This is a genomic window from Stenotrophomonas sp. YJH_SMC_10 (assembly GCF_059371555.1).
This window is the reverse complement of record NZ_JCAFUS010000007.1, coordinates 20,037-44,399: the sequence shown is the minus strand read 5'-3', so window position 1 is coordinate 44,399 and position 24,363 is coordinate 20,037. Positions and strand designations below refer to the sequence as shown.

The following is a 24,363-nucleotide window of genomic DNA, read 5'->3' as shown; positions in this document are numbered from 1 at the left end:
TGAGGAAGGGATCCGACCCCGTGACCGGGACGGATTGCCGGCCAGCGGCCGGCACTACCCGGTAACGGTCAGGCCTTCTTGCGTTCGGCGATGTAGGCCTGGATCTGCTGTTCCAGCACCGGCAGCGGCACCGAGCCCTGCTTGAGCAGGGTGTCATGGAACCCCTTGATGTCGAACTTGTCGCCCAGCTCCTTCTCGGCCTGCGCACGCAGGCGCACGATGGCGATCTCACCCAGCTTGTAGCTCAGCGCCTGGCCCGGCCAGGAAATGTAGCGGTCCACTTCGGTGGTCACTTCATGCTCGCTCAGCGCGGTGTGGTCACGCAGGTAGGCCAGCGCCTGTTCGCGGCTCCAGCCCTTGCTGTGAACGCCGGTGTCGATCACCAGGCGCGCCGCGCGCCACATCTCGTAGGTCAGGCGGCCGAAATCCTCGTACGGGGTTTCGTAGATGCCCATCTCCACGCCCAGCTTCTCGCAGTACAGCGCCCAGCCTTCGCCATAGGCGGAGATGTAGGCGTTGCGGCGGAACTCGGGCAGGTTCTTCTGCTCGGCGGCGATCGCGCCCTGCAGCGAATGGCCCGGATCGGATTCATGCAGGGTCAGCGCCGGCAGGTTGTACAGCGGGCGCGACGGCAGGTTGTAGGTGTTGAGCCAGTAGGTACCCATGCCACCGCGGCCGGCCGTCCAGAACGGTGCGATGTCCGGCGGCACCGGCACGATGGTGAAGCGTGCGCGCGGCAACGTCATGTACTTGCCGAGCTGGCCGTCCGCCCGCTTGGAGATCCACGCGGCACGCGACAGCAGCTCTTCCGGCGTCTTGGCATAGAACTGCGGATCGGTGCGCAGGAAGGTCAGGAACTCGGCGAAGCTGCCCTTGAACTTCACCTGCTTGATGATGTCGTTCATCTCGCTCTGGATGCGGGCGACTTCCTCCAGGCCGATCCGATGGATCTCGTCCGGCGACAGGTCCAGCGTGGTGTATTCGTGGATCTGCTGCCGGTAGTACGCCTTGCCATCGGGCATCGCTTCGGCGGCCAGGGTGGTACGCGCCTGCGGCACGTATTCGTTGACGAAGAAGGTGCGCAGCTGCTGGAACGCCGGCACCACCTTGCCGCTGATCGCCGCACGCGCCTGCGCCTGCAGCTTGGCCTGTTCGGCGGCCGGGATGCTGTTGGGCAGCTTCTTGAACGGCGCGTACAGCGGCGATTCGGTCGGGTCCTTCAGCTCGGCGACGGTGGCGATGGACACTTCGCGGCCGTCGAGCACCGCGCGCGGCACGCTGAAGCCACGCTTCAGGCCGGCACGCATGTTTTCGGTCTGCTGGCCGAAGTAGCGCGGCACATCGTTCAGGCGCGCGATGTAGTTCTGGTAGTCCTGCACGGTCTTCATCTCGCGCCGCGCCATGAAGGACAGGTTGGACCAGAACGAGGAGTCGGCGTTGAACGGCATCTCGTAGGCGCGCAGGCGTACTTCCTCGGCCAGGTTGAACACCTGGTCGTGGTAGATCGCGTAGTTGACCTGGTTGTCGGCCGACAGGGTCTTCGGGTCGATCTTCTTCAGCGCGGCCAGGGTCTCGTCCCACACCTTCAGGCGCGCCTGCTGCGCGGCCGGGCCGACGTCAGGCATGCGGGTGGCGTTGGCGGGCGCGTCTTCATCCTCGCTGGCCTCGCCACCTCCCTGCTGGCGCCACTTCCACTCCTTCTCGTACAGCGCGCGGAAGGCGGCGTCGGCGGGCGATTCGGTGGCCACGCTGGCCGGTGCGGCAGTGGCGGACGGCGCGGCCAGGGCCACGGCGGGGGTGGACAGGGCGAGCAGCAGGGCGACGGCAAGACGGGTTTTCACGAGCACAGGTTCCCGGGAAGGCAGGCCCCGATGATGGCACCGCCCACGGCCCGTGGCATGGGACGAAGGTCCTGCCTGCAGCGCAGGCAGGACCGGGAACCGGCGGCAGGCCGGGGCCCTAGCGCCGGAGGCGCGTGGTAGAGCCGACTGGGTAGAGCCGACTGTCAGTCGGCTGCTCTTCCGCCACATGTAGCAAAGCCCGCGCTCCGCGCGAAAGTCGACTGACAGTCGACGCTACCCATGGCAGGCACCCCGCAGGCCTCAGTGGCTGGCCTTGTCGCGCTTCCAGCCGCGGTGCTTGATGTCCAGGTGCAGGCTGTACAGCGCGGTGAACGCCGGGAACAGGTTCTGCAGCACGCCCACCGAATCCTGCTTGGCCGAGAACAGGAAGTAGCTCAGCGTCATCAGGCTGCCGAGCACGCTCATGTACCAGAACAGGCGCGGGATCACCGGCTTGCCGGCGCGCTTGGAAGCGACGAACTGGACCAGCCAGCGGCCGCCGAACATCAGCGCGCCGGTATAGCCGATCAGCTTCCAGCCGGTCACGTGCAGGCCGGTCCAGTACAGCCAGGTCAGCGGCTGGTCTAGCCAATGCAGCTCCAGATCCATCAACGCTCCTCCACCGCGGTGCGCTTGCTGCGGGTGATCAGCCAGGCCACGCCACGCAGGTCACGGATGCCGACCAGCGCGCGGCCGAGGTTGTTGTACTTGGACACGCCAGCGGTGCGGTGGCGGTGGTTGACCGGCACGCTGGTGGTCTTCCAGCCGGCGCGCTGCATCAGCGCCGGCAGGTAGCGGTGCATGTGGTCGAAGTACGGCAGGTCGAGGAACGCGCTGCGCTCGAACAGCTTGATGCCACAGCCGGTATCGGGCGTGTCATCACGCAGCATGCGGGCGCGGATGCGGTTGGCCCAGCGGCTGGCCCAGCGCTTGCTGCCACTGTCCTGGCGGTTGACGCGCCAGCCGGCGAACAGCTTCACCTGCGCATCGGCAGCGTCGCGCGCGGCCAGCAGCTTGGGGATATCGGCCGGATCGTTCTGGCCATCGCCATCCAGGGTCGCGATCCACGGCGCCCGCGCATGCTTGACGCCGGTGCGCACGGCGGTGCTCTGCCCGCTCTGGTTCACGTGATGCAGTACCCGCAGTTCCGGCGTGGTCGCCTTCAGTCCCTGCAGCACCGCCAGGGTGTCATCGCGCGAGTGATCGTCGATGTAGACGATCTCGAACGGCAGCCGGCCACGCAGCGCAGCGGTGATTTCGGCGACCAGCGGGGCGACATTGTCGCGCTCGTTGAACACCGGGACGACAACGGAAAGCTCGGGTTGGCTCATAAGGCACTCGGCCAAAGGGGGGACAAAGACCGCGCATTCTCCGCAGCCGAGGTTATCCGAAGATGAACCCGGCAGCGTGAGGATCCGTCCTCAGGCGCGATCACCAAAATACTCGCGGCACCACTGCACCACCGGCGGCAGCCCTGCTTCGATCGGGGTCACCGCATCGAAGCCGAAAGCGTCATGCGCGCGCCGGGTATCGGCCATCGTGCGCACCATGTCGCCGGGCTGCATGGGCTTGTAGACCTTCTGCGCGGGGCGGCCGGCAGCCTGCTCGATCACGCTGATGAAGCGCTCCAGCTCGACCGGCGTATGGTTGCCGAGGTTGAACACCCGGTGCGGCACCGGACCATCGGACGGATGCGCGAGCGCGCCGAGGATACCCGACACGATGTCGGAGACATGTGTGAAATCGCGCTGCATGCGGCCTTCGTTGAACACGTCGATCGGGCGCCCGGCCAGCACCGCGCGCGAAAACAGCAGCGGCGCCATGTCCGGCCGGCCCCACGGGCCGTAGACGGTGAAGAAGCGCAGGCCGGTGGCATGCAGGCCGTACAGCTGCGCATAGGTATGGGCCATCAGCTCGTTGGCGGCCTTGGTCGCCGCGTACAGCGAGCGCGGCTGGTCCACGCGCTGGTCCTCGGAGAACGGCGGCGTGGCCGAATCGCCGTAGACCGAGCTGCTGGAGGCGTACACCAGGTGCTGCACGCCACCGTGGCGGCACAGCTCGAGCATGTTGACGAAGCCGACCAGGTTGCTGTCGACGTAGGCGTGCGGGTTTTCCAGCGAATAGCGCACGCCGGCCTGCGCGGCCAGGTGGATCACCGCGCTCGGCTTCACTTCATCGAACAGTGCGGCCAGGCCTTCGCGGTCGGTCAGGTCCAGGGTGCGCAGGTCCAGCGACGGGCACAGCGCGGCCACGCGGTCGCGCTTGATCTGCGGATCGTAGTAATCGTTGAAGTTGTCCAGGCCGACCACCGACTGGCCGGCCTCCAGCAGGGCGCGGGCGGTGTAGGCACCGATGAAGCCGGCAGCGCCGGTGAGCAGGAGGGTCATTGCAGTTGCCTGGATTTCAATGAGGACAGGTGCAGAGGATACGCCGCAGGCTCAGAACAGCCCGAAACGCTTCCTGGCCACGTTGGTGCGGCCGGGTTCGATCACGTCCTGGATCTTCTTCGCATCGAAGCGGTCGAGCAGCGCCTCGGCGCCCTTCTTCAGCTTCAGGTCCATCTCTTCCGGATACAGCGGAACCAGGGTCATGAAGCTGATGGTCCTGCCGTCGTCCAGTTCCAGCGTGGCGAAGTCATCCGGGGTAGTCACCGGCGGCAGCACGATGGCGCCGTCGAAGCCCACGCCCGGCGCATAGGGCTCGCTGGGATGGCCGTTGGGAATGGTGTGGCCGAAGCCCAGCCAGGTGTCGTACTCGTGCGGCAGCCGCGCCATGCCCTTCAGCAGGCGCACCGGCCAGTAGTTGCGTTCGTCCTCGAAGGCGTCCTGGGAGATCGGCCAGTCGGCCGGCAGGGTCACCATCAGCTCCATGTAGCGCGGCACGTCCGCACCGACTTCGGCGGGCACGGTCATCGGCAGGTCGCTCATGCCGGAAGTGACCAGGCGCAGGTACGGGAACTGGTCATTGGCCGGCACCACGTGCACGTCGATGTGCACCAGGTCGGAGATGATCTCGTGGAAGACGCCGGACACCGGCCCCAGGTGGCGCTCGATGTGCGCGCCGATCGCCTCGATATGCGCTTCACCCTGCGGCGGGGTGAAGTCCTTCTGGCGGCTGTGCACCAGGATCGGGCTACCGCCCGGGCTGACGTCGTCGAATGGGTTGCTCATGTCCTGCTCCCTGGATGAAGCCACGGACCGGAGAGCAGTGCATCCCCCGGTGCGCGCGGCGGTGCGTTCCCTGTCATCTACAGACGCGGCAGGAACAGGCCGCATCCCCTGTCGCGGCGCCGGGCTCAGCCCTGGCGCGTACGCAGCTTCTCCAGCACGCCGTCCAGGGTGTCCAGGTCGGTGTAGTGGATGATCAGCTTGCCCTTGCCGCCGCGGCCATGATTGATCGCCACCTTGGCGCCCAATGCTTCGGACAGCTCGGTTTCCAGCGAGGCGATGTCGGCCTGCTGCACCTTCGGCGTGGCCGCCGGGCGGTTGCTCGGCACCTTGCCGGCGGCGAAGGCCTGCGCACGGCGCTCGACCTCGCGTACCGACCAGCCTTCATCGGCCGCTTCCTGGGCCAGCTTGCCGGCCAGCTCGGGGGCCAGGGTCAGCAGCGCGCGGGCGTGGCCCATTTCCAGGCGGCGGGTTTCCAGCAGCAGGCGGATCGCCACCGGCAGCTCCAGCAGGCGCAGCAGGTTGGACACCGCCGCGCGCGAGCGGCCGACGGCCTCGGCGGCCTCGGCATGGGTCAGGGTGAACTCGCTGATCAGGCGCTGCAGCGCTTCGGCCTCTTCCAGCGGGTTGAGGTCTTCGCGCTGGATGTTCTCGATCAGGGCCATCGCGATGACGGTGCGGTCTTCCAGCTCGCGCACCACCACCGGCACTTCATCCAGCCCGGCCAGCTGCGATGCGCGCCAGCGGCGTTCACCGGCGACGATTTCGTAGTTGCCTGCCGGCAGCTGGCGCACCAGGATCGGCTGGATCACACCCTGCGACTTGATCGAGTCGGCCAGCTCGGACAGCTTGCCCTCGTCCATCTCGCGGCGCGGCTGGTACTTGCCCGGCTGCAGCTGGCCGACCGGCAACTTGCGCAGCACTTCACCCGGCAGCGGCTCGATCACCGCAGTGGTGGCCTGCACCTGGCTGACCGCGCCTTTCGGGCCCAGCAGCGCGTCCAGGCCACGGCCGAGGCCTCGCTTCTTGGCTGCCGGCTTGCTGCTGGTCATCAGACGATCTCCACGGCCTTGCCGGCCTTGTTGCGTTCGTTGTTGCGGCGGATGATCTCGCCGGCCAGGCCCAGATAGGCCACGCCACCGCGCGAGGCGCGGTCGTAGCCGACGATGCTCTGGCCATGGCTGGGCGCCTCGGCCAGGCGCACGTTGCGCGGCACGATGGTGCGGAACACGCGGTCGCCGAAGTGCTCGGTGAGCTCGGCCGACACTGCGTTGGCCAGGTTGTTGCGCACGTCGAACATGGTGCGCAGCACGCCTTCGATCTCCAGCGCCGGGTTCAGGCTGGTGCGCAGCGCTTCGATGGTTTCCACCAGCGCGCTCAGGCCTTCCAGTGCGTAGTACTCGCACTGCATCGGCACGATCACCGAATCGGCGGCGGCCAGCGCGTTGAGCGTCAGCAGCGACAGCGCCGGCGGGCAGTCGATCAGGATGTAGTCGTACTCGTCGCGGATCGGCGCCAGCGCGCGCTTCAGGCGCTGCTCGCGCTCGCTCTGGCCCATCAGCTGGATCTCGGCGGCGGTCAGGTCGATGTTGCCGGGCAGCAGGTCGTACCCCTCGGCGGTCTGCACGCGCACGTCGGCGGCACTGTTCTCGCCCAGCAGCAGGTCACAGGTGGAGGCGGCCAGCTCGCGTTTGTCCACGCCACTGCCCATGGTCGCGTTGCCCTGCGAATCCAGGTCGACCAACAGCACGCGCTTGGGTGCGTTGGCCAGGGAAGCGGCCAGGTTGACGGCGGTCGTGGTCTTGCCGACGCCACCCTTCTGGTTGGCGATGGCGATGATGCGGGCCATGCGGGTGTGCCTCGTCGACGTGTGCTGGGACCGGTCATTATGCGTACAACCGGCCCCTTGCGGAAATCGTGGATCGCCAACCCGTTGTTCCACAAGGGGCTGGCGGCGGGAATCAGGGGCCTGTAACGGTGACCAGGTGGCGTTCGCCGGCCAGGCCGGGCACGTTCAGCGGGGTCACCTCGCGCACCTGCCAGCCCGCCGGCAGGTCTGCGATCTCCTCATGGGGGTAGACGCCCTTCATGGCCAGCAGCACGCCGCCGGGCCGCAGCAGGTGGCCACCGACGCGGACGATGCCGGCCAGGGTGTCCATCGCGCGCGCGGTCAGCTGGTCGTAGCGGCCGGCCTCGTCCAGCGCCTCGGCGCGCGATTCGGCCACGCGGGCGTTGTCCAGGCCCAGCTGGCGCACGGCCTCGCGCATGAAGCGCGCCTTCTTGCCATTGCTCTCGACCAGGGTGACCTGCAGGCCCGGGCAGGCGATCGCCAGCGGGATGCCGGGCAACCCGGGGCCGGTGCCGAGGTCGGCCAGGCTGCCATCGGCCACGAACGGCTGCATCGCCAGCGAGTCGAGCAGGTGGCGGGTGACCATCTCCTGCGGGTCGCGGATGGCGGTGAGGTTGTAGGTGCCGTTCCAGCGGTGCAGCAGGGCCAGGTAGCGCAGCAGCGGCGGCGCCAGCGCGGCATCCAGGCCCATGCTGGCCAGGCCCTGTTCCAGCGTGGCGGCCACGCTGGCGGGAAGTGGGTGTTCGCTCATGCCGGCATTATCGCCGGTTTTGCACGCCGATTCCCCGCTTCAGTGCGGATACCAGGCCAATGCGGCGCGGAACTGGCCGCTGGCCTGCCACTCGTGCAGGTGCCAGCGCGCGGCCTCGCCCAGCTCCGGGTCGCACCAGTGCAGGTGCAGGGCACCATCGGCCCCCGGCGCCAGCTGCAGGCGGTGCAGGCCGAACGAGATGCCCTGCCCGTGCGCCTTCAGGATGGCCTCCTTGACGCACCACACGCGGAAGAACCAGTGCTCGCGGTCGGCCTCGTCCAGGCGTTCCAGCCAGGCCACCTCTTGGGGGTGGAAGAAGCGCCGCACGATCTCCAGCAGGCGCGGCCGCGGCCGCAGCAGCTCCAGGTCCACGCCCAGCCGCACGCCTTCGCCCAGCGCCACCAGCAGCACCTCGCCGCTGTGGCTCCAGCCGGTGCCGTAATGGGCCAGTGCGCCGCTCAGTTCCGGCCGGCCCTTGTCATCGCGGACCAGCGGCAGCGTCTCCGGATCAGCCCCGAGGGCCTGCGCCAGCACCTGCCGCGCCTGCGGTTCACCCCGCTGGCCGGGCACATGGGGGCGCCGCCAGACGGTCACCGGACCGAAGCGCCACGGGCCGTCGAGGGTGGCTGGCAGGCTCATCCGCACGCGCCCGTCACGCAATTGCACGACGGGTTCACGGCCGTGCGCGTCAACTGGTCACAGTTCCCCACCGGAGGTTCGATCATGGGCATCATCATCTGGCTGATCGTCGGCGGCATCGTAGGCTGGCTGGCCAGCATCATCATGAAGCGCGATGCCCAGCAGGGCATCATCCTCAACATCGTGGTCGGCATCGTCGGCGCGCTGATTTCCGGCTGGCTGTTCGGCGGCGGCATCAACGAAGCGATCACCATTCGCACCTTCCTGTTCTCGCTGATCGGTGCGGTGATCCTGCTGGCGATCGTCAACCTGTTCACCCGCAAGAGCATACGGTGATCTGAGGGTAGTGCCGGCCGCTGGCCGGCAGATGTTCCAGAACGGGCCCGGCAATCGTCGGGCCCCGTTCGTTCAACCGATCTGCACCCACGCCGGCGCGTGGTCGCTCGGGCGTTCCCAGGTGCGCGGCTCGCGATCGATGCCCGAGGCCACCGCACTGCCCTTCAGCGCCTCTGAGACCAGGGTCAGGTCGATGCGCAGGCCCAGGTTGCGGCGGAAACCGGCCGCCCGGTAATCCCACCAGCTGAAGGTACCCGCCTCGTCGTTGTGCAGGCGGAAGCCATCGTGCAGGCCCAGATGCAGCAGCTTGGTGAGCGCGCCGCGCTCGGCGGTGGAGGTCAGGATGTGGTTGTCGTTCCACACCTCCGGGTCGTGCACGTCGCGGGCGTCCGGGGCAATGTTGAAGTCGCCCATCACGATCAGCTTCGGGTGGCGCTGCAGCTCCTGCGCGACCCACGCATGCACCGCTTCCAGCCAGCGCAGCTTGTACGCGTACTTGTCGGTGCCGATGTCCTGGCCGTTGACCACGTACAGGTTGATCACCCGCAGGTCGCCGAAGGTGCCGGCGATGACGCGCTTCTGCTCGTCCTCGAAACCGGGAATGCCGATCTGCACGTCCTGCGCCGGCTCACGCGACAGCAGCGCCACGCCGTTGTAGGTCTTCTGGCCAGCGAACACGCTGCGATAGCCGGCGGCGATCAGCGCCGAATCGGGGAACTTGTGGTCCTCCAGCTTGGTTTCCTGGATGCCGACGATGTCCGGGCTGAAGTCCTTGAGCCACTGCTCCAGGTGCGGCAGGCGGACATTGAGCGAATTGACGTTCCACGAGGCGATTTTCATGCGGGCATTCTACCCGGGTGGGCTTGGCACGCGTGCCACCCCAGGTGGGCACCCACCGGTAGTGCCGGCCGCTGGCCGGCAACCCCATGAACCGTCGGCAAGACCCCGCAGTTGCCGGCCAGCGGCCGGCACTACCGAAGCAGCAGCTTCAACAACCCCGCAATCTTCGAGTACGGCGGGCGCAGCCGGTCGCTGGCGGCCCAGCGCGACTGCCACAGTACCGGCAGCCGCTTGCTCATCGCATCGAACCCGGCCCGGCCATGGTACGCGCCCATGCCGCTGGCCCCGACCCCGCCAAACGGCAATCCATCGGCGGCGAAGTGCAGCAGCGTGTCATTGACCGTCACCCCACCGGCCACCACCTGGCCGAGGATGCGCTCCACCGTCGCCGTGTCGTGGCTGAAGGGATACAGCGCCAGCGGCCGGTCGCGGGACAGCACGTCGGCCAGCGCCGCCTCCAGGTCCGGATAGGCCCGCACCGGCAGGATCGGCCCGAAGATCTCCTCGCGCATCAGGTCCAGGTCGTCCGGCGGGTCCAGCACCACGGTCGGCACCAGCAGGCGCTCGCGGTCGGCGCGCGCGTCGTCCACCTGCGCCAGCGGAATCACCGGCACCCCGCGCTGCCGCGCCTGTGCCAGGTAGCCCTGCAGGCGCCGGTACTGGCCTTCATTGATGATGCGGGTGTAGTCGTCGGCATCGCTGAAGTCGCCATAGCGCTCGCGCACCTGCTGCTGCAGCGCCTGTACGAACTCGCGCTGGCGGACCGTATCGATCAGCACGTAATCCGGCGCGATGCAGGTCTGGCCCGCGTTGAACCACTTGCCGGTGGCCAGCCGCGCGGCAGCTCTATCCAACGGGAAATCACGGCAGACGATGGCCGGTGACTTGCCGCCCAGTTCCAGCGTGAGCGGTACCAGATGTTCGGCGGCGGCGGCCATCACCTTGCGGCCGACCGCCGTCGAGCCGGTGAACAACAGATGGTCCAGCGGCAGCGAGGACACCGCCGCCGCCAGGTCCGCCCCACCCTGCACCACCGCCACCCGATCGGGGGGGAACACGCTGGCCAGCAGATCGGCCAGGAACGCGCTGGTGCGCGGCGTATGTTCCGAAGGCTTCAGCAGTACGTGGTTGCCCGCAGCGATGGCGGTGGCCAAAGGCACCAATGCCAGCGTGACCGGGTAGTTCCAGGGCGAGATCACCCCGACCACGCCCAGCGGCGTCGGCCGCAGCTGCGCGCGCGCGGGCCACAACTTCCATCCCGCCGATGCCCGCTGCGGCTTCGACCAGCGCCGCAGGTGGCGACGCAGGTGGTCGATGGCCGACAGCACGCTCATGCCATCGGCCAGTTTCGATTCAACGTGGGCGCGGTGGCCGAAGTCCTCGGCGATGGCCTGGGCCATCTCGTCCAGGCGCGGCTTGAGCGCCTCGCGCAGGCGGCGCAGGTCGGCTTCGCGCTGGTCGAGCGTGGGCCGCTGCGACTGCCAGGCGCTGCGCAGGGTGTGCAGGAGAGCGGGGAGGTCTTCCGGCGTAGTGGTGGTCATGGGCCGACTATACGGGGTGCTGCGCAACGCAATGGTAGTGCCGGCCGCTGGCCGGCAAGGGCTTCATGTGCGCGGCGATTCAGGAGGTTGCCGGCCAGCGGCCGGCACTACCGGATGCGGGCCGAGTGGGCACGGCCCATAAACAGAAAGGCCGCGGTCTGCACCGCGGCCTTTCCTTCACTGCATGGAACCCACCGGTTACTGGGTGATATCCACGTCCTTGGTCTCACGCAGGAACAGGCCGCCGATCACCACCGACATCAGCGCGATGATGATGGGGTACCACAGGCCGTAGTAGAGGTTGCCGGTACCGGCCACCAGCGCGAACGAGATCGCCGGCAGGAAGCCACCGAACCAGCCGTTGCCGATGTGGTACGGCAGCGACATCGAGGTGTAGCGGATGCGGGTCGGGAAGAGTTCGACCAGATAAGCGGCAATCGGACCGTAGACCATGGTCACGTACAGCACCAGCAGCCACAGCATGAAGATGGTGCCGGCGATGTTGATGCGGGCGCCATCGGCCTTGGCCGGGTAGCCGGCGGTGGTCAGGGCGGTCTTCAGTTCCGCACCGAATGCATCGGCCTTGGCCTTGCCTTCTTCCTTGGTCAGGCCAGCGGCCTCATACGAGGTGACGCTGGCACTGCCCACGTTCACCATCGCCAGCGAACCGGCGGCGGCGGGCTGCACGTCGTACGGCACACCGGCCTTGGTCAGCGCGGCGGTGGCCACGTCGCAGGAGCTGGTGAACTTGCGCAGGCCCACCGGATCGAACTGGAACGAGCAGGTGTTCGGATCGGCCACGACCAGGGCCGGCGAGCTGCTGCGGGCTTCTTCGATGGCCGGGTTGGCGAAGTGGGTCAGGCCCTTGAAGATCGGGATGTAGGTAACAGCTGCCAGCAAGCAGCCGGCCAGGATGATCTTCTTGCGGCCGATACGGTCGGACAGCCAGCCGAAGAAGATGAAGAACGGCACGCCCAGCGCCAGCGCCGCCGCGATCAGCAGGTAGGAGGTGGTGGCGTCAACCTTGAGCATGCTGCTGAGGAAGAACAACGCGTAGAACTGGCCGCCGTACCAGACCACGGCCTGGCCGGCCGCCGCACCGAGCAGGACCAGCAGCATCAGCTTCAGGTTGCCGCCCTTCAGGCTGTCACGGAACGGCGTCTTGGAGCCCTTGCCTTCCGACTTCATCTGCTGGAACAGCGGCGATTCGCTCAGCTGCAGGCGGATCCATACCGACACGCCCAGCAGCAGGATCGAGACCAGGAACGGGATGCGCCAGCCCCAGGCTTCGAAGGCTTCATTGCCCAGGAAGTAGCGGCAGGCCAAGATGATCAGCAGCGACATGAACAGGCCGAGCGTGGCTGTGCACTGGATGAAGCTGGTGTACAGGCCGCGCTTGTCGTCCGGCGCATGCTCGGCCACGTAGGTGGCAGCACCGCCGTACTCGCCGCCCATCGCCAGGCCCTGGGCCAGGCGCAGGATGATCAGGATCACCGGCGCGGCGAAACCGATCGAAGCGTAGTTGGGCAGTACGCCGACCAGGAAGGTCGAGATGCCCATGATCAGGATGGTGACCAGGAAGGTGTACTTGCGGCCGATGCGGTCGCCGAGGCTGCCGAAGAAGGCCGCGCCGAACGGGCGCACGAAGAAGCCGGCGGCGAACGCCAGCAGGGCGAAGATCATGCCCGTGGTTTCATTGACGCCACTGAAGAACTGCTTGGCGATGATGGCCGCGAGCGAGCCGTACAGGAAGAAGTCATACCACTCGAAGACCGTGCCGAGGCTCGAGGCGAAGATGACCTTCTTGTGGCCCTTGGTCAGGGTGCCCGCTTTATGTGCGGTGCTGGGTGTACTGGACATGGGACGTTTTCCCTCTGTAGGTGCCGACCGCCGGTCGGCACTCAATCTCGGTAGGTGCCGGTCACCGGACCGGCTCCGCTTTGGGTAGGTGCCGGCCGCTGGACCGGCTCCGCTTTGGGTAGGTGCCGGCCGCTGGACCGGCTCCGCTTTGGGTAGGTGCCGGCCGCTGGACCGGCTCCGTTTTGGGTAGGTGCCGGCCGCTGGCCGGCACGCTCTTAGAAGCTGTACTTCGTGGTGAACTGCAACCGGGTGATGTCACCCTTGTTGCCGTTCTCCACTTCGCGACGGCCGTACATCAGCTCGGCGCCGATATCGACCTTGGGCAGTGGTGAATAGAAGATGTTGCCGCGGATGCTCTGCACGCTCTTGGTCACCAGCGGGCCGAGGATGCTGTCGTTGTCGTAGTCGCTGCGCGCGTAGATCAGGTTGGTGCGCAGCTTCGGCGAGAACGCATGCCGCCAGCCGACATAGCCGGCCAGCACGCCGGTCGGGTTGAGCTCATCGCGGGCCACGTCGTAGGCGCTGTCGGCGGTGATGCCCAGGCCGATGTAGCGGGCGATGCCTTCGCCGCCGGTCAGCTGGTAGTGCAGCGAGTCGCTGTCACCCATCACCCACTTGCCGCCCAGGGTCAGGCCGCCAGCCACCTTGTCGGCCTTCGCGCCGGTGGCCTGGTTGTCCACCTTCAACTGGCGGACGATGCCGCCGACACCGAAGGTGCCCCAGTCACCCTTCCAGCCATAGCGCAGGGTCAGGTCGGGGAGGCTGCCACGGTCGGAGTTGGCGCTGGCGTTGGTCCAGGCACCGGTGACCGGGTTGCGGGTGCCGGTGAGGGTGGTGGTTTCCGGGTTTTCCAGCGCGACGCTGAAGCCGCCCTGGGTGTAGCGCACCTGGGCCTGGCGCACGAAGATCACGCCATCGGTGGGGCCGACGAAGTCGACCGCTTCGGGCAGTGCGGCCGCGTCCATGAAGTTGGACCAGGTCTGGCCGGCCAGCCAGTTGTTCCAGTACATGTAGGCGTGGCGCAGGGTCACGCCATAGGTGTTGGTGGCGGTCTGGTTGCCCAGCGAGTTGCCGAAGAAGTCCATCTCGAAGAACGCACCGGCCTTGTTGCCCGATTCGCTCACGTTGTCGATGCCCAGGTTGAAGCGCGAGAACTTGGCATGGGCGTTGAAGTCGGTGCCCGACCGCTTGCCGCTGCCGCCGGCGCCTTCCACCGGGGTCTGGCCAGGCAGGTACAGCGAGCGGCCGGTGGCGTCGTCGGCCAGCTGTCCATCGCTGGTCTGGGTGGCCAGGAAGTCGGCCTTGATGAAGCCGCCGATCTTGACCGTGGTGCCCGGTGCGGCGCCCGGGGTGAGGGTGGTGACCTGGATCGGCTGCTTGCCGGCCGGCACCTGTGCGACCGGCTTCTGCCCGGCCTGCACCGTGCGCACTTCGGTCACCGCCTGCTGGGTCTGGCTGATCTGGGTCTGTTGTTGTTGCTGCGAAGACAGCAGCAGCTGGACCTGGCGTTCCAGTTCGGCAACGCGTGCTTCCAGTGCTTTCTCTTTGGCGGTCTCTGCGAACGCCATGCCCGGTGCGACCAGGGCGACCAGCAGGCAGGCCGCCAAAGGCGTGCGCACGGCTTTCAACGTACGGTGGCTCATGTTGCCCTCTCTCCCAAGTGGCAAGGTGATGCCGCGCGTGGGGCACGGTCGAGCCGAGACTGCGGGGCGATTATGTACAGCGGCTATTCGCCATTGGTCGAACCCGCCCCTGCTGGGCGCTCACTTTCGACCATGGTCTAACCAGGGTGGTGACGCGACCGGGGGTGGATGGGGCAAACTGAGGGGGATCGGTCGCTGCGATGCTGCGACCGCACATACAAAGTCAACGTGCAAGTGAGGGTGCCATGGCTGATATCTATCCCGTCGATCCGCAGTTCGCCGCCAAGGCACGCATCGACAAGACGTCGTACGAACAGCAGTACCAGGCATCGGTGACCGACCCGGATGGTTTCTGGGGCAAGGCCGCCGAGCGCCTGCAATGGATGCGCAAGCCGACGAAGATCAAGAACGTCAGCTATGACCTGTCCAACTTCCACATCAAGTGGTTCGAAGATGGCGAGCTCAATGCCAGCGTGAACTGCCTGGATCGGCAGCTGGAAACGCGCGGCGACAAGACCGCTCTGCTGTTCGAGCCGGACGGCCCGGATGCACCGGCCCAGCATGTGACCTATCGCGAGCTGTACGAGCGCACCTGCCGCCTCGGCAACGCGCTGCGCAACCTCGGCGTCAAGAAGGGCGACCGGGTCACCATCTACCTGCCGATGATCGTCGACGCCGCGGTGGCCATGCTGGCCTGCGCGCGCATCGGTGCGATCCACTCGGTGGTGTTCGGTGGCTTCGCGCCGAACTCGATCGCCGACCGTGTCAGCGACTGCCAGAGCAAGCTGATCATCACCGCCGACGAAGGCCTGCGCGGTGGTCGCAGGATTCCGCTGAAGGCCAACGTCGATGCCGCGCTGAAGCTGCCGGGCACGAACACCGTGGAGACCGTGCTGGTGGTGCGCCACACCGGCGGCGCGGTGGACATGCAGGCCCCGCGCGACCGCTGGTTCCACGATGTGGTGGACAGCCAGCCGTCCACCTGCGAACCGGAACGCATGAACGCGGAAGATCCGCTGTTCATCCTCTACACCTCCGGTTCCACCGGCAAGCCGAAGGGTGTGCTGCACACCACCGGCGGCTACCTGCTGTACGCGGCCTACACCCATGAAGCGGTGTTCGACCTGCGCGAAGACGATATCTACTGGTGCACCGCCGACGTCGGTTGGGTTACCGGCCACAGCTACATCGTGTACGGGCCGCTGGCCAACGGCGCGACCTCGCTGATGTTCGAAGGCGTGCCGAACTACCCGGACACCTCGCGCTTCTGGAACGTCATCGACAAGCACAAGGTGACCATCTTCTACACCGCCCCGACCGCCATCCGTGCGCTGATGCGCGAAGGCGAGGAGCCGGTGAAGAAGACGTCGCGCGCGTCGCTGCGCCTGCTCGGCAGCGTCGGCGAGCCGATCAATCCGGAAGCCTGGCGCTGGTACTACGAAGTGGTCGGCGACAGCCGATGCCCGATCGTCGATACCTGGTGGCAGACCGAGACCGGCGGCATCCTGATCTCGCCGCTGGCCGGCGCGATGGATCTCAAGCCCGGTTCGGCCACCCTGCCCTTCTTCGGCGTGCAGCCGGCGCTGGTCAATGCCGATGGCGAGATCCAGGACGGTCCGACCGAGGGCAACCTGATCATCCGTGATTCCTGGCCGGGCCAGATGCGCACGGTCTACGGCGACCACCAGCGCTTCATCGACACCTATTTCCGCACCTACCCGGGCAGCTACTTCACCGGCGACGGTTGCCGCCGCGACGAAGACGGCTACTACTGGATCACCGGCCGCGTCGACGACGTGATCAACGTGTCCGGCCACCGCATCGGCACCGCCGAAGTGGAAAGCGCGCTGGTCTCGCATCCGAAGGTGGCCGAAGCGGCGGTCGTGGGCTTCCCGCACGACGTGAAGGGCCAGGGCATCTACGCCTACGTCACGCTGGTGGCCGAAGAGGCGCCGAGCGATGAGCTGCACAAGGAGCTGATCGCCTGGGTGCGCAAGGAGATCGGCCCGATCGCCACGCCGGACCACCTGCAGTGGGCGCCGGGCCTGCCGAAGACCCGCTCGGGCAAGATCATGCGCCGCATCCTGCGCAAGATCGCCGAGAACGCGCCGGACCAGCTGGGCGACACCTCGACCCTGGCCGACCCGTCGGTGGTGGCGTCGCTGGTGGACGAGCGCAAGGTGCGCTGACGTACGACCCGGGGCCGGACCCTGGAGTCGGATCCCGTTCCGCCAGGAACGGGCTCTGACCCCCGGAGGGTCTGGCCCCATGCAGTTTCCCCCCACGGTTCCCCCCGACCATGACCACCCTCCTGATTGCCGATGACCACCCGCTGTTCCGCGAAGCCCTGCGCGGGGCGGTACAGCGGGTCATCCCCGGCGTGCAGCTGTTCGAGGCCGACAGCGTGGAAGCGCTGTATGCACTGGCCGACCAGCACAACGACGCCGACCTGGTCCTGATGGACCTCAACATGCCTGGCGCACAGGGTTTCAACGCGCTGGTGCACATGCGCTCGCTGCACCCGCACCTGCCGGTGGTGGTGGTGTCCGCGCGCGAAGAAGCCACGGTGATGCGCCGCGCGCTCGACCACGGCGCGCTCGGCTTCATTCCCAAGTCCGCCGACTCGGACACCATCGGCCACGCACTCGGTACCATTCTTGATGGCGAAACCTGGGCGCCGCCGGAGGCGCACAACGTGCCGCCCACCGGCAGCGAAGAACGCGAAGTCGGCCAGCGCCTGCGTGAGCTGACCCCGCAGCAGTTCCGCGTGCTGCAGATGCTGGGCGCCGGCCGCTTGAACAAGCAGATCGCCTACGACCTCAATGTCTCCGAAGCAACGATCAAGGCCCACGTCACCGCCATCCTGCGCAAGCTGGGCGTGACCAACCGCACCCAGGCCGTGCTGATGGCCGGCAAGCTGGCGATCGACGACGACGCCATCGTGCTGCCGCCGGAAGAAGATTGAGGTAGTGCCGGCCGCTGGCCGGCAGTCACCTGGAACGCCTTGAAACGCCCTGGTAGGTGCCAAGCTTGCTTGGCACGTTTCTACCGACGCAGCTGCCGGCCAGCGGCCGGCACTACCCGGCACCGCTGCGCTCGCGATATAGCCATCGCTATACAAACCAGCCCTGCCTGCGCGTTTCGCTGGAAATGCGCCACGCACGAATCGCGGTGCTAAGCTTCGCGTCCCCTTGGGGAGTAGCCGGATTCCTTCGCAGGAATCGTCCACGTCAACATACTCGGCCAGTGCGCCGTGGCGTGGACAACCATGATGGTTGGCGAGACCAGCGGCCCGCGCGCGCAACGTCAGGTTGGGCGCGAGCGCAGGCCGTGCGTCCGTCCTTGCCCGACCTCAGCAGCTGTCCATGTCCCCCATTTCGATCCTCCTGATCGGCTTTGCCATGTCCACCGATGCCTTCGCCGCGGCGATCGGCAAAGGTGCGGCCATGCGCAAGCCGGTGTTCCGCGATGCACTGCGTGCCGGCATCATCTTCGGCGTCATCGAGGCGATCACGCCCATCATCGGCTGGCTGTTGGGCCGCGCCGCGCTGCAGTACGTCGAAGCCTTCGACCACTGGATCGCCTTCGGCCTGCTCGGCGCGCTGGGCATCCACATGATCTACAACGGCCTGCGCCCGGACAGTGCCGAGGAAGACGAAGACCCCTCGCAGCACCACGGCTTCTGGAAGCTGGCGCTGACCGGTTTCGCCACGAGCATCGACGCGATGGCGGTGGGTATCGGCCTGGCCTTCATGGACGTGCATATCGGCGTGATGGCCACGGTCATCGGCCTGTGCACGCTGACCATGGTCACCGTCGGCATCATGCTCGGCCGCGTGCTGGGCAGCATGGTCGGCAAGCGTGCCGAGATCATCGGTGGCGTGATCCTGGTGATCATCGGCGCGACGATCCTGTACGAGCACCTGCACGGCGTGGGGTAAAACGCCGAGAGCGAGCGATTGCGTGGTTGCCGGCCAGCGGCCGGCACTACCAGACGTCACATCCACGCATGGCGTGGATCTACTGCCGGGCTGATGAAGCTCTGGTAGATGCCGACTTGCCTGGCATGGTTTCACGTCGTGGTTGCCGGCCAGCGGCCGGCACTACTGCGCGTCGCGCAGCGCGCCCAGGAAGGCGCGCAGCGAGGCCGGCTTGATCGGCTTGGTCAGCACGCGGTAGCCGCGCTCGCGTGCCATCCGCTTCAGTTCGTCGCGGCCATCGGCGGTCAGCAGCGCACCCGGCAGCGGGTAACCGGCTGCTTGGCGCAACGCCACCAGTGCATCCAGGCCGTCCATGCGGTCGTGCAGGTGGTAGTCCACCAGCATCACCTGCGGGCGCTCGGCGATCTTCTCCAGTGCCTGGTCAACGGTGGCGGCGGTGATCACCTGCACCTGCCAGCGACCGAGCAGCGCACGCATGCCGTCGAGGATCTCCTCGTCGTTGTCCACGCAGAGCACGCGCAGGCCCGCCAGCGAGTCGCTGCGCACGGGTGCCGCTACAGCCTGTACCGGCGCGGCCAGGTCCGTATAGCCCGGCAGCGCTGCCACCCGCGGCAGGATGATCGAGAACATCGAGCCCTTGCCGACCCGGCTGCGCGCGCTGAGGCGATGGTCGAGCAGGCGCGAGATGCGCTGGCAGATCGACAGGCCCAGGCCCAACCCCTGCTCACCCCAGTCGAACGGCTGCTGGTAGCGATGGAACTCATCGAAGATCTGCCGCATGTGGTGCTCGGGAATGCCCGGGCCGGTATCCCAGACCTGCAGCTCCACTTCATCGCCACGCTGGCGCACCGCCAGCACGATGCGGCCCTGGCGGGTATAGCGCAGCGCGTTGGCCAGGAAGTTCTGCAGCACGCGCCGCAGCAGGCGGCGGTCGCTGCGCACCCAGGCCGGACGCGTGAACAGGTCCAGGCGCAGGCCACGGCCGGCCGCGACCGGGGTGTACTGCGCCGCCAGCTCGCGCATCAACGCACTCACGTCGAATTCGCCGATCACCGGGTGCAGGCCACCGGCATCGAGCCGGGAGACATCCAGCAGGCCATCGAGCAGTTCTTCGGCCGCACGCAGCGACGCATCCACGCGTTCGGCCAGGTGCTTCTGTTCATCGCTCACATGGTCGCTGTCGCGGAGTGCGGAAGCAAACAGCCGCGCAGCGTTCAGCGGCTGCAGCACGTCGTGGCTGATCGCCGCCAGGAAGCGGGTCTTCGACTGCTGCGCGACCTCGGCCTCATGCGAGCGCTCGGCCACGCGCTGTTCCAGCGTTTCGTTGGCTTCCAGCAGCGCCTTCTCCGCGTGCTTGTAGTCGGTGATGTCGTTGTAGCTGGTCACGTAACCGCCGCCGGGCAGCGCCTGGCCGCGCATCTCGATCACCTTGCCGTCGCTGCGCGTGCGCTCGAACACGTGCGGCGAACCGGCGCGCATGTAGCCGATGCGGCGATTGATCTGCACTTCGATATCGCCCTCGCCCAGCTCGCCGCGCTCGGCGTTGTAGCGGATCAGGTCAGCGACCGGGCGGCCCACATAGAGCATGCCGTCGGGGTAGCCGAACATGTCCTGGTAACGCCGGTTCCACGCGGTCAGGCGCATGTCCGGATCGACCACGCTGACCCCGGCGCTGATGTTCTCCAGCGTGGTCGACAGGATCTCGCGGTTGAAGCGCAGCTCCTGCCCGGCTTCGTCGAGCACCGCCACCACTTCGCCCAGGTCCATGCCCGAACCACGCAGCAGGCTGGTCAGCAGCAGGCGCGCCGAGGCCGCACCAATCGACGCGGCCAGCAGGCGCTCGGTGAACTGCACCCACGGCCGGTCCGCAGGCGCCGAAGACTGCAGCTCGCGGCCCAGCGACTGTGCCTGCTCGAAGAACGAGCGCCGTGCGTGGCGCTCGCCGACCACGCGCGAGGCCAGCGCCAGCAGGTCGCCCACGTGCACGTGGCCGGGCCAGCCACCGGCCACCGACGGGCGCTCGGCATACGGGTCGAGGAACGGCGCAGCGCGCAGGCGCTCGTCGACGCCGGGTCGCCAGCGTGCAGACACCAGCATCATTGTCGCCGCATTGACCAGCAGCGACCAGAACGTGCCATGGGTCAGCGGATCCCAACCAGTCATGCCGAACAGCTGCTGCGGGCGCAGCCACTCGATGCCGAACGGGCCGTGCTGCACCCAGGCGGCATCGACCCAGCCGGCCATGGTCATCGCCGGCAGCAGCAGGGTGTACAGCCAGGTGGCAAAGCCCAGCAGCATGCCCACCTCGACGCCGCGCCGGCTGGCACCGCGCCAGTACAGGCCGCCGATCAGGCCGGGCGCGAACTGCGCTACCGCCGCGAACGCCATCAGACCGTACGAGGCCAGCGTGCTGTCGTTGCTGCTGGTGCGGTAGTAGCTGTAGGCCATCAGCGCCAGCAGCAGGATCGCCAGGCGGCGGATCCACAGCACGCGCGAGGCGACGTCGGCCGCCTCCTGGTGGTCGCCGCTGCGACGCAGCAGCACCGGCATCACCAGGTCGTTGCTGACCATGGTGGCCAGGGCGATGGACGACACGATGACCATGCCGGTGGCCGCCGAGAAGCCGCCCACGTAGGCGATCAGCGCCAGCGCGTTGCGGCCCTCGGCCAGCGGCAGGGCCAGCACCATCGAGTCGTCGGCCACGCTGCCGCCGGTGCCGAACAGGGTCACGCCGGCGGTGGCGATCGGCAGCACCATGCCGGAGATCAGCACCAGGTAGCCGCCGAACATCCAGCGCGCGCGGCGCACGTCGCGCACGTCACCGCACTCGACCACGGCCACGTGGAACTGGCGCGGCAGGCAGATGATGGCGAGGAAACTGAGCAGCGTCTGCGAGATGAAGCCCACCGGCGGCAGGCCGGTGAACAGCGTATGCACTGACTGCACCACCGCGTCGGTGCGGTTGCTCAGCCACAGGTAGGCGAACACGCCCACGGCCAGCATCGCCAGCAGCTTGATCACCGATTCGAAGGCAATCGCCAGCATCATGCCGTGGTGGTGCTCGGTGGCATCGACCTGGCGGGTACCGAACAGGGTGGCGAACAGCGCCATCAGCAGGGCCACGTACAGCGCCGGATCGGTGAAGAAGCCGGTGGGACCGGTGTTGCCGGTCAGCACCTGCAGGCTCATTGCCACCGCTTTGTACTGCAGGGCCAGGTACGGAATGATGCCGATCAACGCGATGATCGCCACCAGCGCCGCCAGCCGCCGCGAGCGGCCGAAGCGCGAGGAGATGAAATCGGCGATGGAGACCACGTTCTGGCTGCGCGCGATCAGCGCCAGGCGCTCGATGATGCGCCAGCCGAACAGCAGCAGCAGCAGCGGGCCGATGTAGATCGGCAGGTAGCCCACGCCGTTGCGCACGGCGGTGCCGACCGCGCCGTAGAAGGTCCACGACGAGCAGTACACGGCCAGTGCCAGGCTGTAGACCACCGGCCGCAGCCACGGCCGGTCGGGGTACATCGGCCGACGGTCGCCCCACCACGCCACGCCGAACAGCAGCGCGGCATAGGCAACCGAGACCAGCAGCAGGATCCAGCTGGAGACCACGCGCGCGTTTCCGTCGGAAGAACCCGCAGTGTAGGCCAGGCGTGGCCGGGGGTGCGGGCGCGTTGGGGGCAACCACCCCCACCAGGGTGGGGGCCTACGTGGTGCGGGCCACGACCGTGGGTCGTGGCCGGCGTCTTACTGGGCCGGCACGCCCATTTCCTTCAGCAGTTCCGGTGCCGGGTAGACCTTGGCCAGCAGCCAGCGCAGGTAGCGCATGTCCACGTGCACGGCGCGCTTGTAGCGCGGGTCGAACCACCAGCTGGCGCTGACCGACTCCCAGTTGCTGTCGAAGTTCAGGCCGATCAGTTCACCCTTGGCATTGAGCACCGGCGAGCCGGAGTTGCCGCCGGTGGTGTCCAGGTTGGTCAGGAAGTTGACCGTCTGGGTGTTCAGCGCCGGGTCGGCGGTGCTGCCGAAATCACCCTTGGCGATCGCCGCCAGCAGCGGCTTGGGCGCATCGAACGGATAGGCGTTGGTGTTCTTTTCGACGATGCCGGCAACGGTGGTCACCGGCGAGTAGGTCACGCCATCGCGCGGGTGCAGCGCCTCGACCTTGCCGTAGCTGATGCGCAGGGTGCGGTTGGCATCCGGGTACACCGCGCGGCCCTGCTTGGCACGCCAGGCGAACAGCGCCTGCATGTACGCCGGTCGCAGGCGCAGCTGCTCGCCTTCGCGGGTCTTGCTCTCGTTCTCGATGCGCAGCTGCGCGGCCACCAGCGGGCCGGCCACGGCGATCAGCGGGTCGGCGGCCAGGGCCTTGCCTTCGCGCGCAGCCGCGAAGCGCGACAGGCGCTGCGCCTCATCGCCCAGCTGGGTCCCGGCATACAGGGTGTCCAGCGCCGTGGCCAACTGCTGCGGGGTACGGCCGAAGGCCGCGTCGAACTCGGCCACGCGCTGCGCGTCGGGCAGCTGCTGGTAGCGGGTCAGCAGGGTGGTCAGCAGGGCCTTCTCGACCTCGGGCGCGTAGCGACGCTGGACCTGCTTGAGCACGCCTTCGATCATCGCCTGGTCGCGCTGCTGGTAGCCGCTCTCGCGCTGTGCGTCCGGCTTGGCCGATTCGATCCGCAGACGTTCCAGCAGCAGCGCCGAGCGCAGCAGCTGGCTCTGTGCGGCCATCTGTTCCAGCAGCAGGTCACGCTCGCCCACCGCCGCGCCCTGCGACAGGTTGGCCAGCAGCGCCTTGATGTCGCCCTGGTACCTGCGGTCGGTGGCGGCCAGCATGGCCCGCTCGTCGGCGGCACGCTGGGCCTTGGCGTCGCTGCGCAGCAGGCCTTCCAGCTCGCCGGCGGCGCGCTTGCGGTTGTTCTTCAGCGACTGCAGCTGCGAGGCGTAGCGGGTGCGGGCCTGCGCGTCCTTGGCGCTGGCCGCTTCGATGGTGTCGATCATCTGCTGGAACACCGACACCCGGCGCGGCAGCACGGTATCGATCTGGCCGGCGAATTCGGCCGCGGTGCGGTGGCGATAGGTGATGCCCGGGTAGCCGGCCAGCATCGCGTAGTCGCCTTCCTTCGGGCCCTCGACCGACATCTGCAGGTGCGCCGGCGCCTGGTAGGGCACGTTGTCCTTGCTGTAGGGGGCCGGCTTGCCGTCCTTGCCCACGTAGGCGCGCAGCAGGGTGAAGTCACCGGTGTGGCGCGGCCACATGAAGTTGTCGATCTCATCGCCGTAGTTGCCGATCGCACGCGGCGGCGCGTACACCAGGCGCACGTCGCTCAGTTCCAGCTGGGCGATGCGGTAGAAGTCGGTGCCGTAGTACATGTTGGCCACCGAGCAGCGCACGCTGCCGTCCTTCTCGCACTCGGCCACGATCTGCTTGCTGGCGGCATCCACGGCATCGAAGTAGGCACGGCCGGTCTTGCCACGCGCCTGCGCCAGCACCTGGTCGGTCACCTTGTCGAAGCCGACGGTGACCAGCACGCGGAAGTCCGGGTTGGCCGGGCGCTCGTCGGCACGGCCGTTGGCGATGAAGCCACCGTTGATCAAATCGTGCTCGGGCGAGCTGTTGTACTGGATCACGCCCATCGCCACATGGTGGTTGGTCAGCAGCAGGCCGTCGGCGGACACGAAGGAGCCGGTGCCGCCACCGGCGCGCACCACCGCGCTCAGCGGCGGCGCGGTGACATTGGCCAGGTCGGCCGGATTGCCCTTGAAGCCTGCCGCCTGCAGCGGCTTGGCCAGGTCCGGCAGCTGGGTCGGCATCCACATGCCTTCATCGGCATGGGCACCGGCGGCGAGGGTCAGGCCCAGGGCCAGGGCGGTGGGAAGGGCTTTGCGGGCAGACATCGGCGTTTCCGGCAGTACAGAACAGCCCGGGACCATAGCCGCTGGGGACCGATGGGGCAACGG

Annotated in this window: 19 protein-coding genes and 1 riboswitch; of the genes, 4 read left to right on the top strand and 15 right to left on the bottom strand. The window is 67.7% G+C overall.

The window, feature by feature from the left end:
• Positions 1 to 68 precede the first annotated feature (68 nt).
• The 9 genes from AC5P9C_RS10910 to AC5P9C_RS10870 form a co-directional block, all read right to left on the bottom strand.
• Positions 69 to 1,841, bottom strand: a complete 1,773-nt coding sequence (locus tag AC5P9C_RS10910; protein WP_057494024.1) for a DUF885 domain-containing protein — start codon at positions 1,839 to 1,841, stop codon at positions 69 to 71.
• 261 nt (positions 1,842 to 2,102) lie between these two features.
• A complete protein-coding gene (locus AC5P9C_RS10905; protein ID WP_014648879.1) occupies positions 2,103 to 2,450 on the bottom strand; it encodes a lipid-A-disaccharide synthase N-terminal domain-containing protein in 348 nt (115 codons plus the stop codon).
• Positions 2,450 to 3,172 (bottom strand): glycosyltransferase family 2 protein, encoded by a 723-nt coding sequence (locus tag AC5P9C_RS10900; RefSeq protein WP_049471128.1) that lies wholly within the window; start codon positions 3,170 to 3,172, stop codon positions 2,450 to 2,452. Before AC5P9C_RS10900 ends, AC5P9C_RS10905 begins: the two co-directional genes overlap by 1 nt.
• Before the next feature lie 90 nt (positions 3,173 to 3,262).
• The gene (locus tag AC5P9C_RS10895; protein WP_049471125.1) at positions 3,263 to 4,228 is read right to left on the bottom strand and encodes an NAD-dependent epimerase/dehydratase family protein; all 966 of its coding nucleotides are present in this window, start codon (positions 4,226 to 4,228) and stop codon (positions 3,263 to 3,265) included.
• Between the two features lie 51 nt (positions 4,229 to 4,279).
• Positions 4,280 to 5,011 carry a suppressor of fused domain protein gene (locus tag AC5P9C_RS10890; protein WP_164688492.1) on the bottom strand — a complete coding sequence of 244 codons (732 nt, stop codon included), beginning with the start codon at positions 5,009 to 5,011 and terminating at the stop codon, positions 4,280 to 4,282.
• 125 nt (positions 5,012 to 5,136) lie between these two features.
• Positions 5,137 to 6,060 carry a ParB/RepB/Spo0J family partition protein gene (locus AC5P9C_RS10885; protein WP_014648883.1) on the bottom strand — a complete coding sequence of 308 codons (924 nt, stop codon included), beginning with the start codon at positions 6,058 to 6,060 and terminating at the stop codon, positions 5,137 to 5,139.
• The gene (locus tag AC5P9C_RS10880) at positions 6,060 to 6,857 is read right to left on the bottom strand and encodes a ParA family protein (RefSeq protein WP_014648884.1); all 798 of its coding nucleotides are present in this window, start codon (positions 6,855 to 6,857) and stop codon (positions 6,060 to 6,062) included. The genes AC5P9C_RS10885 and AC5P9C_RS10880 overlap by 1 nt, the downstream gene beginning before the upstream one ends.
• 112 nt (positions 6,858 to 6,969) lie before the next feature.
• Positions 6,970 to 7,608: a 16S rRNA (guanine(527)-N(7))-methyltransferase RsmG gene (gene rsmG, locus AC5P9C_RS10875; RefSeq protein WP_053504783.1), complete on the bottom strand. Its 639-nt coding sequence runs from the start codon at positions 7,606 to 7,608 to the stop codon at positions 6,970 to 6,972.
• Between the two features lie 39 nt (positions 7,609 to 7,647).
• Positions 7,648 to 8,247 carry a 4'-phosphopantetheinyl transferase family protein gene (locus AC5P9C_RS10870; protein WP_343540560.1) on the bottom strand — a complete coding sequence of 200 codons (600 nt, stop codon included), beginning with the start codon at positions 8,245 to 8,247 and terminating at the stop codon, positions 7,648 to 7,650.
• 84 nt (positions 8,248 to 8,331) lie between these two features.
• Between AC5P9C_RS10870 and AC5P9C_RS10865 the strand changes: the two genes are divergently transcribed.
• Positions 8,332 to 8,583, top strand: a complete 252-nt coding sequence (locus tag AC5P9C_RS10865) for a GlsB/YeaQ/YmgE family stress response membrane protein (protein ID WP_005411656.1) — start codon at positions 8,332 to 8,334, stop codon at positions 8,581 to 8,583.
• 72 nt (positions 8,584 to 8,655) lie between these two features.
• Here the strand turns inward: AC5P9C_RS10865 and xth are convergent, their stop codons facing one another.
• From xth to AC5P9C_RS10845, 4 genes are all read right to left on the bottom strand, one after another.
• The gene (gene xth, locus AC5P9C_RS10860; RefSeq protein WP_057494020.1) at positions 8,656 to 9,423 is read right to left on the bottom strand and encodes an exodeoxyribonuclease III; all 768 of its coding nucleotides are present in this window, start codon (positions 9,421 to 9,423) and stop codon (positions 8,656 to 8,658) included.
• 131 nt (positions 9,424 to 9,554) lie between these two features.
• On the bottom strand, positions 9,555 to 10,964 hold the full coding sequence (locus tag AC5P9C_RS10855) for a coniferyl aldehyde dehydrogenase (protein WP_343540563.1): 1,410 nt from the start codon (positions 10,962 to 10,964) through the stop codon (positions 9,555 to 9,557).
• Between the two features lie 198 nt (positions 10,965 to 11,162).
• Entirely contained in the window at positions 11,163 to 12,824 is a 1,662-nt protein-coding gene (locus tag AC5P9C_RS10850; RefSeq protein ID WP_049471113.1) for an MFS transporter, read from the bottom strand.
• Positions 12,825 to 13,039: 215 nt separating this feature from the next.
• Entirely contained in the window at positions 13,040 to 14,467 is a 1,428-nt protein-coding gene (locus tag AC5P9C_RS10845) for a DcaP family trimeric outer membrane transporter (protein ID WP_057494015.1), read from the bottom strand.
• A 245-nt stretch (positions 14,468 to 14,712) separates the two neighbouring features.
• Between AC5P9C_RS10845 and acs the strand changes: the two genes are divergently transcribed.
• The 3 genes from acs to AC5P9C_RS10830 all read left to right on the top strand — a co-directional run bounded on the left by acs (position 14,713) and on the right by AC5P9C_RS10830 (position 18,408).
• Positions 14,713 to 16,656 (top strand): acetate--CoA ligase, encoded by a 1,944-nt coding sequence (acs, locus tag AC5P9C_RS10840; RefSeq protein WP_049471109.1) that lies wholly within the window; start codon positions 14,713 to 14,715, stop codon positions 16,654 to 16,656.
• 110 nt (positions 16,657 to 16,766) lie between these two features.
• Positions 16,767 to 17,432 carry a response regulator transcription factor gene (locus AC5P9C_RS10835; RefSeq protein ID WP_006477308.1) on the top strand — a complete coding sequence of 222 codons (666 nt, stop codon included), beginning with the start codon at positions 16,767 to 16,769 and terminating at the stop codon, positions 17,430 to 17,432.
• A 222-nt stretch (positions 17,433 to 17,654) separates the two neighbouring features.
• Positions 17,655 to 17,744, top strand: a riboswitch (yybP-ykoY riboswitch).
• Between the two features lie 88 nt (positions 17,745 to 17,832).
• Positions 17,833 to 18,408 carry a manganese efflux pump MntP gene (locus AC5P9C_RS10830; protein ID WP_053504779.1) on the top strand — a complete coding sequence of 192 codons (576 nt, stop codon included), beginning with the start codon at positions 17,833 to 17,835 and terminating at the stop codon, positions 18,406 to 18,408.
• Between the two features lie 162 nt (positions 18,409 to 18,570).
• Here AC5P9C_RS10830 and AC5P9C_RS10825 read toward each other — a convergent pair whose 3' ends face one another.
• Complete coding sequence (locus AC5P9C_RS10825; protein ID WP_064239533.1) at positions 18,571 to 22,017, bottom strand: hybrid sensor histidine kinase/response regulator; 3,447 nt, start codon at positions 22,015 to 22,017, stop codon at positions 18,571 to 18,573.
• A gap of 135 nt (positions 22,018 to 22,152) precedes the next feature.
• Positions 22,153 to 24,300: a S46 family peptidase gene (locus AC5P9C_RS10820; RefSeq protein WP_064239534.1), complete on the bottom strand. Its 2,148-nt coding sequence runs from the start codon at positions 24,298 to 24,300 to the stop codon at positions 22,153 to 22,155.
• Between the last annotated feature and the right edge of the window lie 63 nt (positions 24,301 to 24,363).

Coding starts and splice junctions, on each gene's coding strand:
- AC5P9C_RS10845 (WP_057494015.1), bottom strand. CDS start 14,467: ATGAGCCACCGTACGTTGAAAGCCGTGCGCACGCCTTTGGCGGCCTGC.
- AC5P9C_RS10865 (WP_005411656.1), top strand. CDS start 8,332: ATGGGCATCATCATCTGGCTGATCGTCGGCGGCATCGTAGGCTGGCTG.
- AC5P9C_RS10890 (WP_164688492.1), bottom strand. CDS start 5,011: ATGAGCAACCCATTCGACGACGTCAGCCCGGGCGGTAGCCCGATCCTG.
- xth (WP_057494020.1), bottom strand. CDS start 9,423: ATGAAAATCGCCTCGTGGAACGTCAATTCGCTCAATGTCCGCCTGCCG.
- AC5P9C_RS10895 (WP_049471125.1), bottom strand. CDS start 4,228: ATGACCCTCCTGCTCACCGGCGCTGCCGGCTTCATCGGTGCCTACACC.
- AC5P9C_RS10835 (WP_006477308.1), top strand. CDS start 16,767: ATGACCACCCTCCTGATTGCCGATGACCACCCGCTGTTCCGCGAAGCC.
- AC5P9C_RS10830 (WP_053504779.1), top strand. CDS start 17,833: ATGTCCCCCATTTCGATCCTCCTGATCGGCTTTGCCATGTCCACCGAT.
- AC5P9C_RS10880 (WP_014648884.1), bottom strand. CDS start 6,857: ATGGCCCGCATCATCGCCATCGCCAACCAGAAGGGTGGCGTCGGCAAG.
- AC5P9C_RS10820 (WP_064239534.1), bottom strand. CDS start 24,300: ATGTCTGCCCGCAAAGCCCTTCCCACCGCCCTGGCCCTGGGCCTGACC.
- acs (WP_049471109.1), top strand. CDS start 14,713: ATGGCTGATATCTATCCCGTCGATCCGCAGTTCGCCGCCAAGGCACGC.
- AC5P9C_RS10870 (WP_343540560.1), bottom strand. CDS start 8,247: ATGAGCCTGCCAGCCACCCTCGACGGCCCGTGGCGCTTCGGTCCGGTG.
- AC5P9C_RS10900 (WP_049471128.1), bottom strand. CDS start 3,172: ATGAGCCAACCCGAGCTTTCCGTTGTCGTCCCGGTGTTCAACGAGCGC.
- AC5P9C_RS10885 (WP_014648883.1), bottom strand. CDS start 6,060: ATGACCAGCAGCAAGCCGGCAGCCAAGAAGCGAGGCCTCGGCCGTGGC.
- AC5P9C_RS10855 (WP_343540563.1), bottom strand. CDS start 10,964: ATGACCACCACTACGCCGGAAGACCTCCCCGCTCTCCTGCACACCCTG.
- rsmG (WP_053504783.1), bottom strand. CDS start 7,608: ATGAGCGAACACCCACTTCCCGCCAGCGTGGCCGCCACGCTGGAACAG.
- AC5P9C_RS10905 (WP_014648879.1), bottom strand. CDS start 2,450: ATGGATCTGGAGCTGCATTGGCTAGACCAGCCGCTGACCTGGCTGTAC.
- AC5P9C_RS10850 (WP_049471113.1), bottom strand. CDS start 12,824: ATGTCCAGTACACCCAGCACCGCACATAAAGCGGGCACCCTGACCAAG.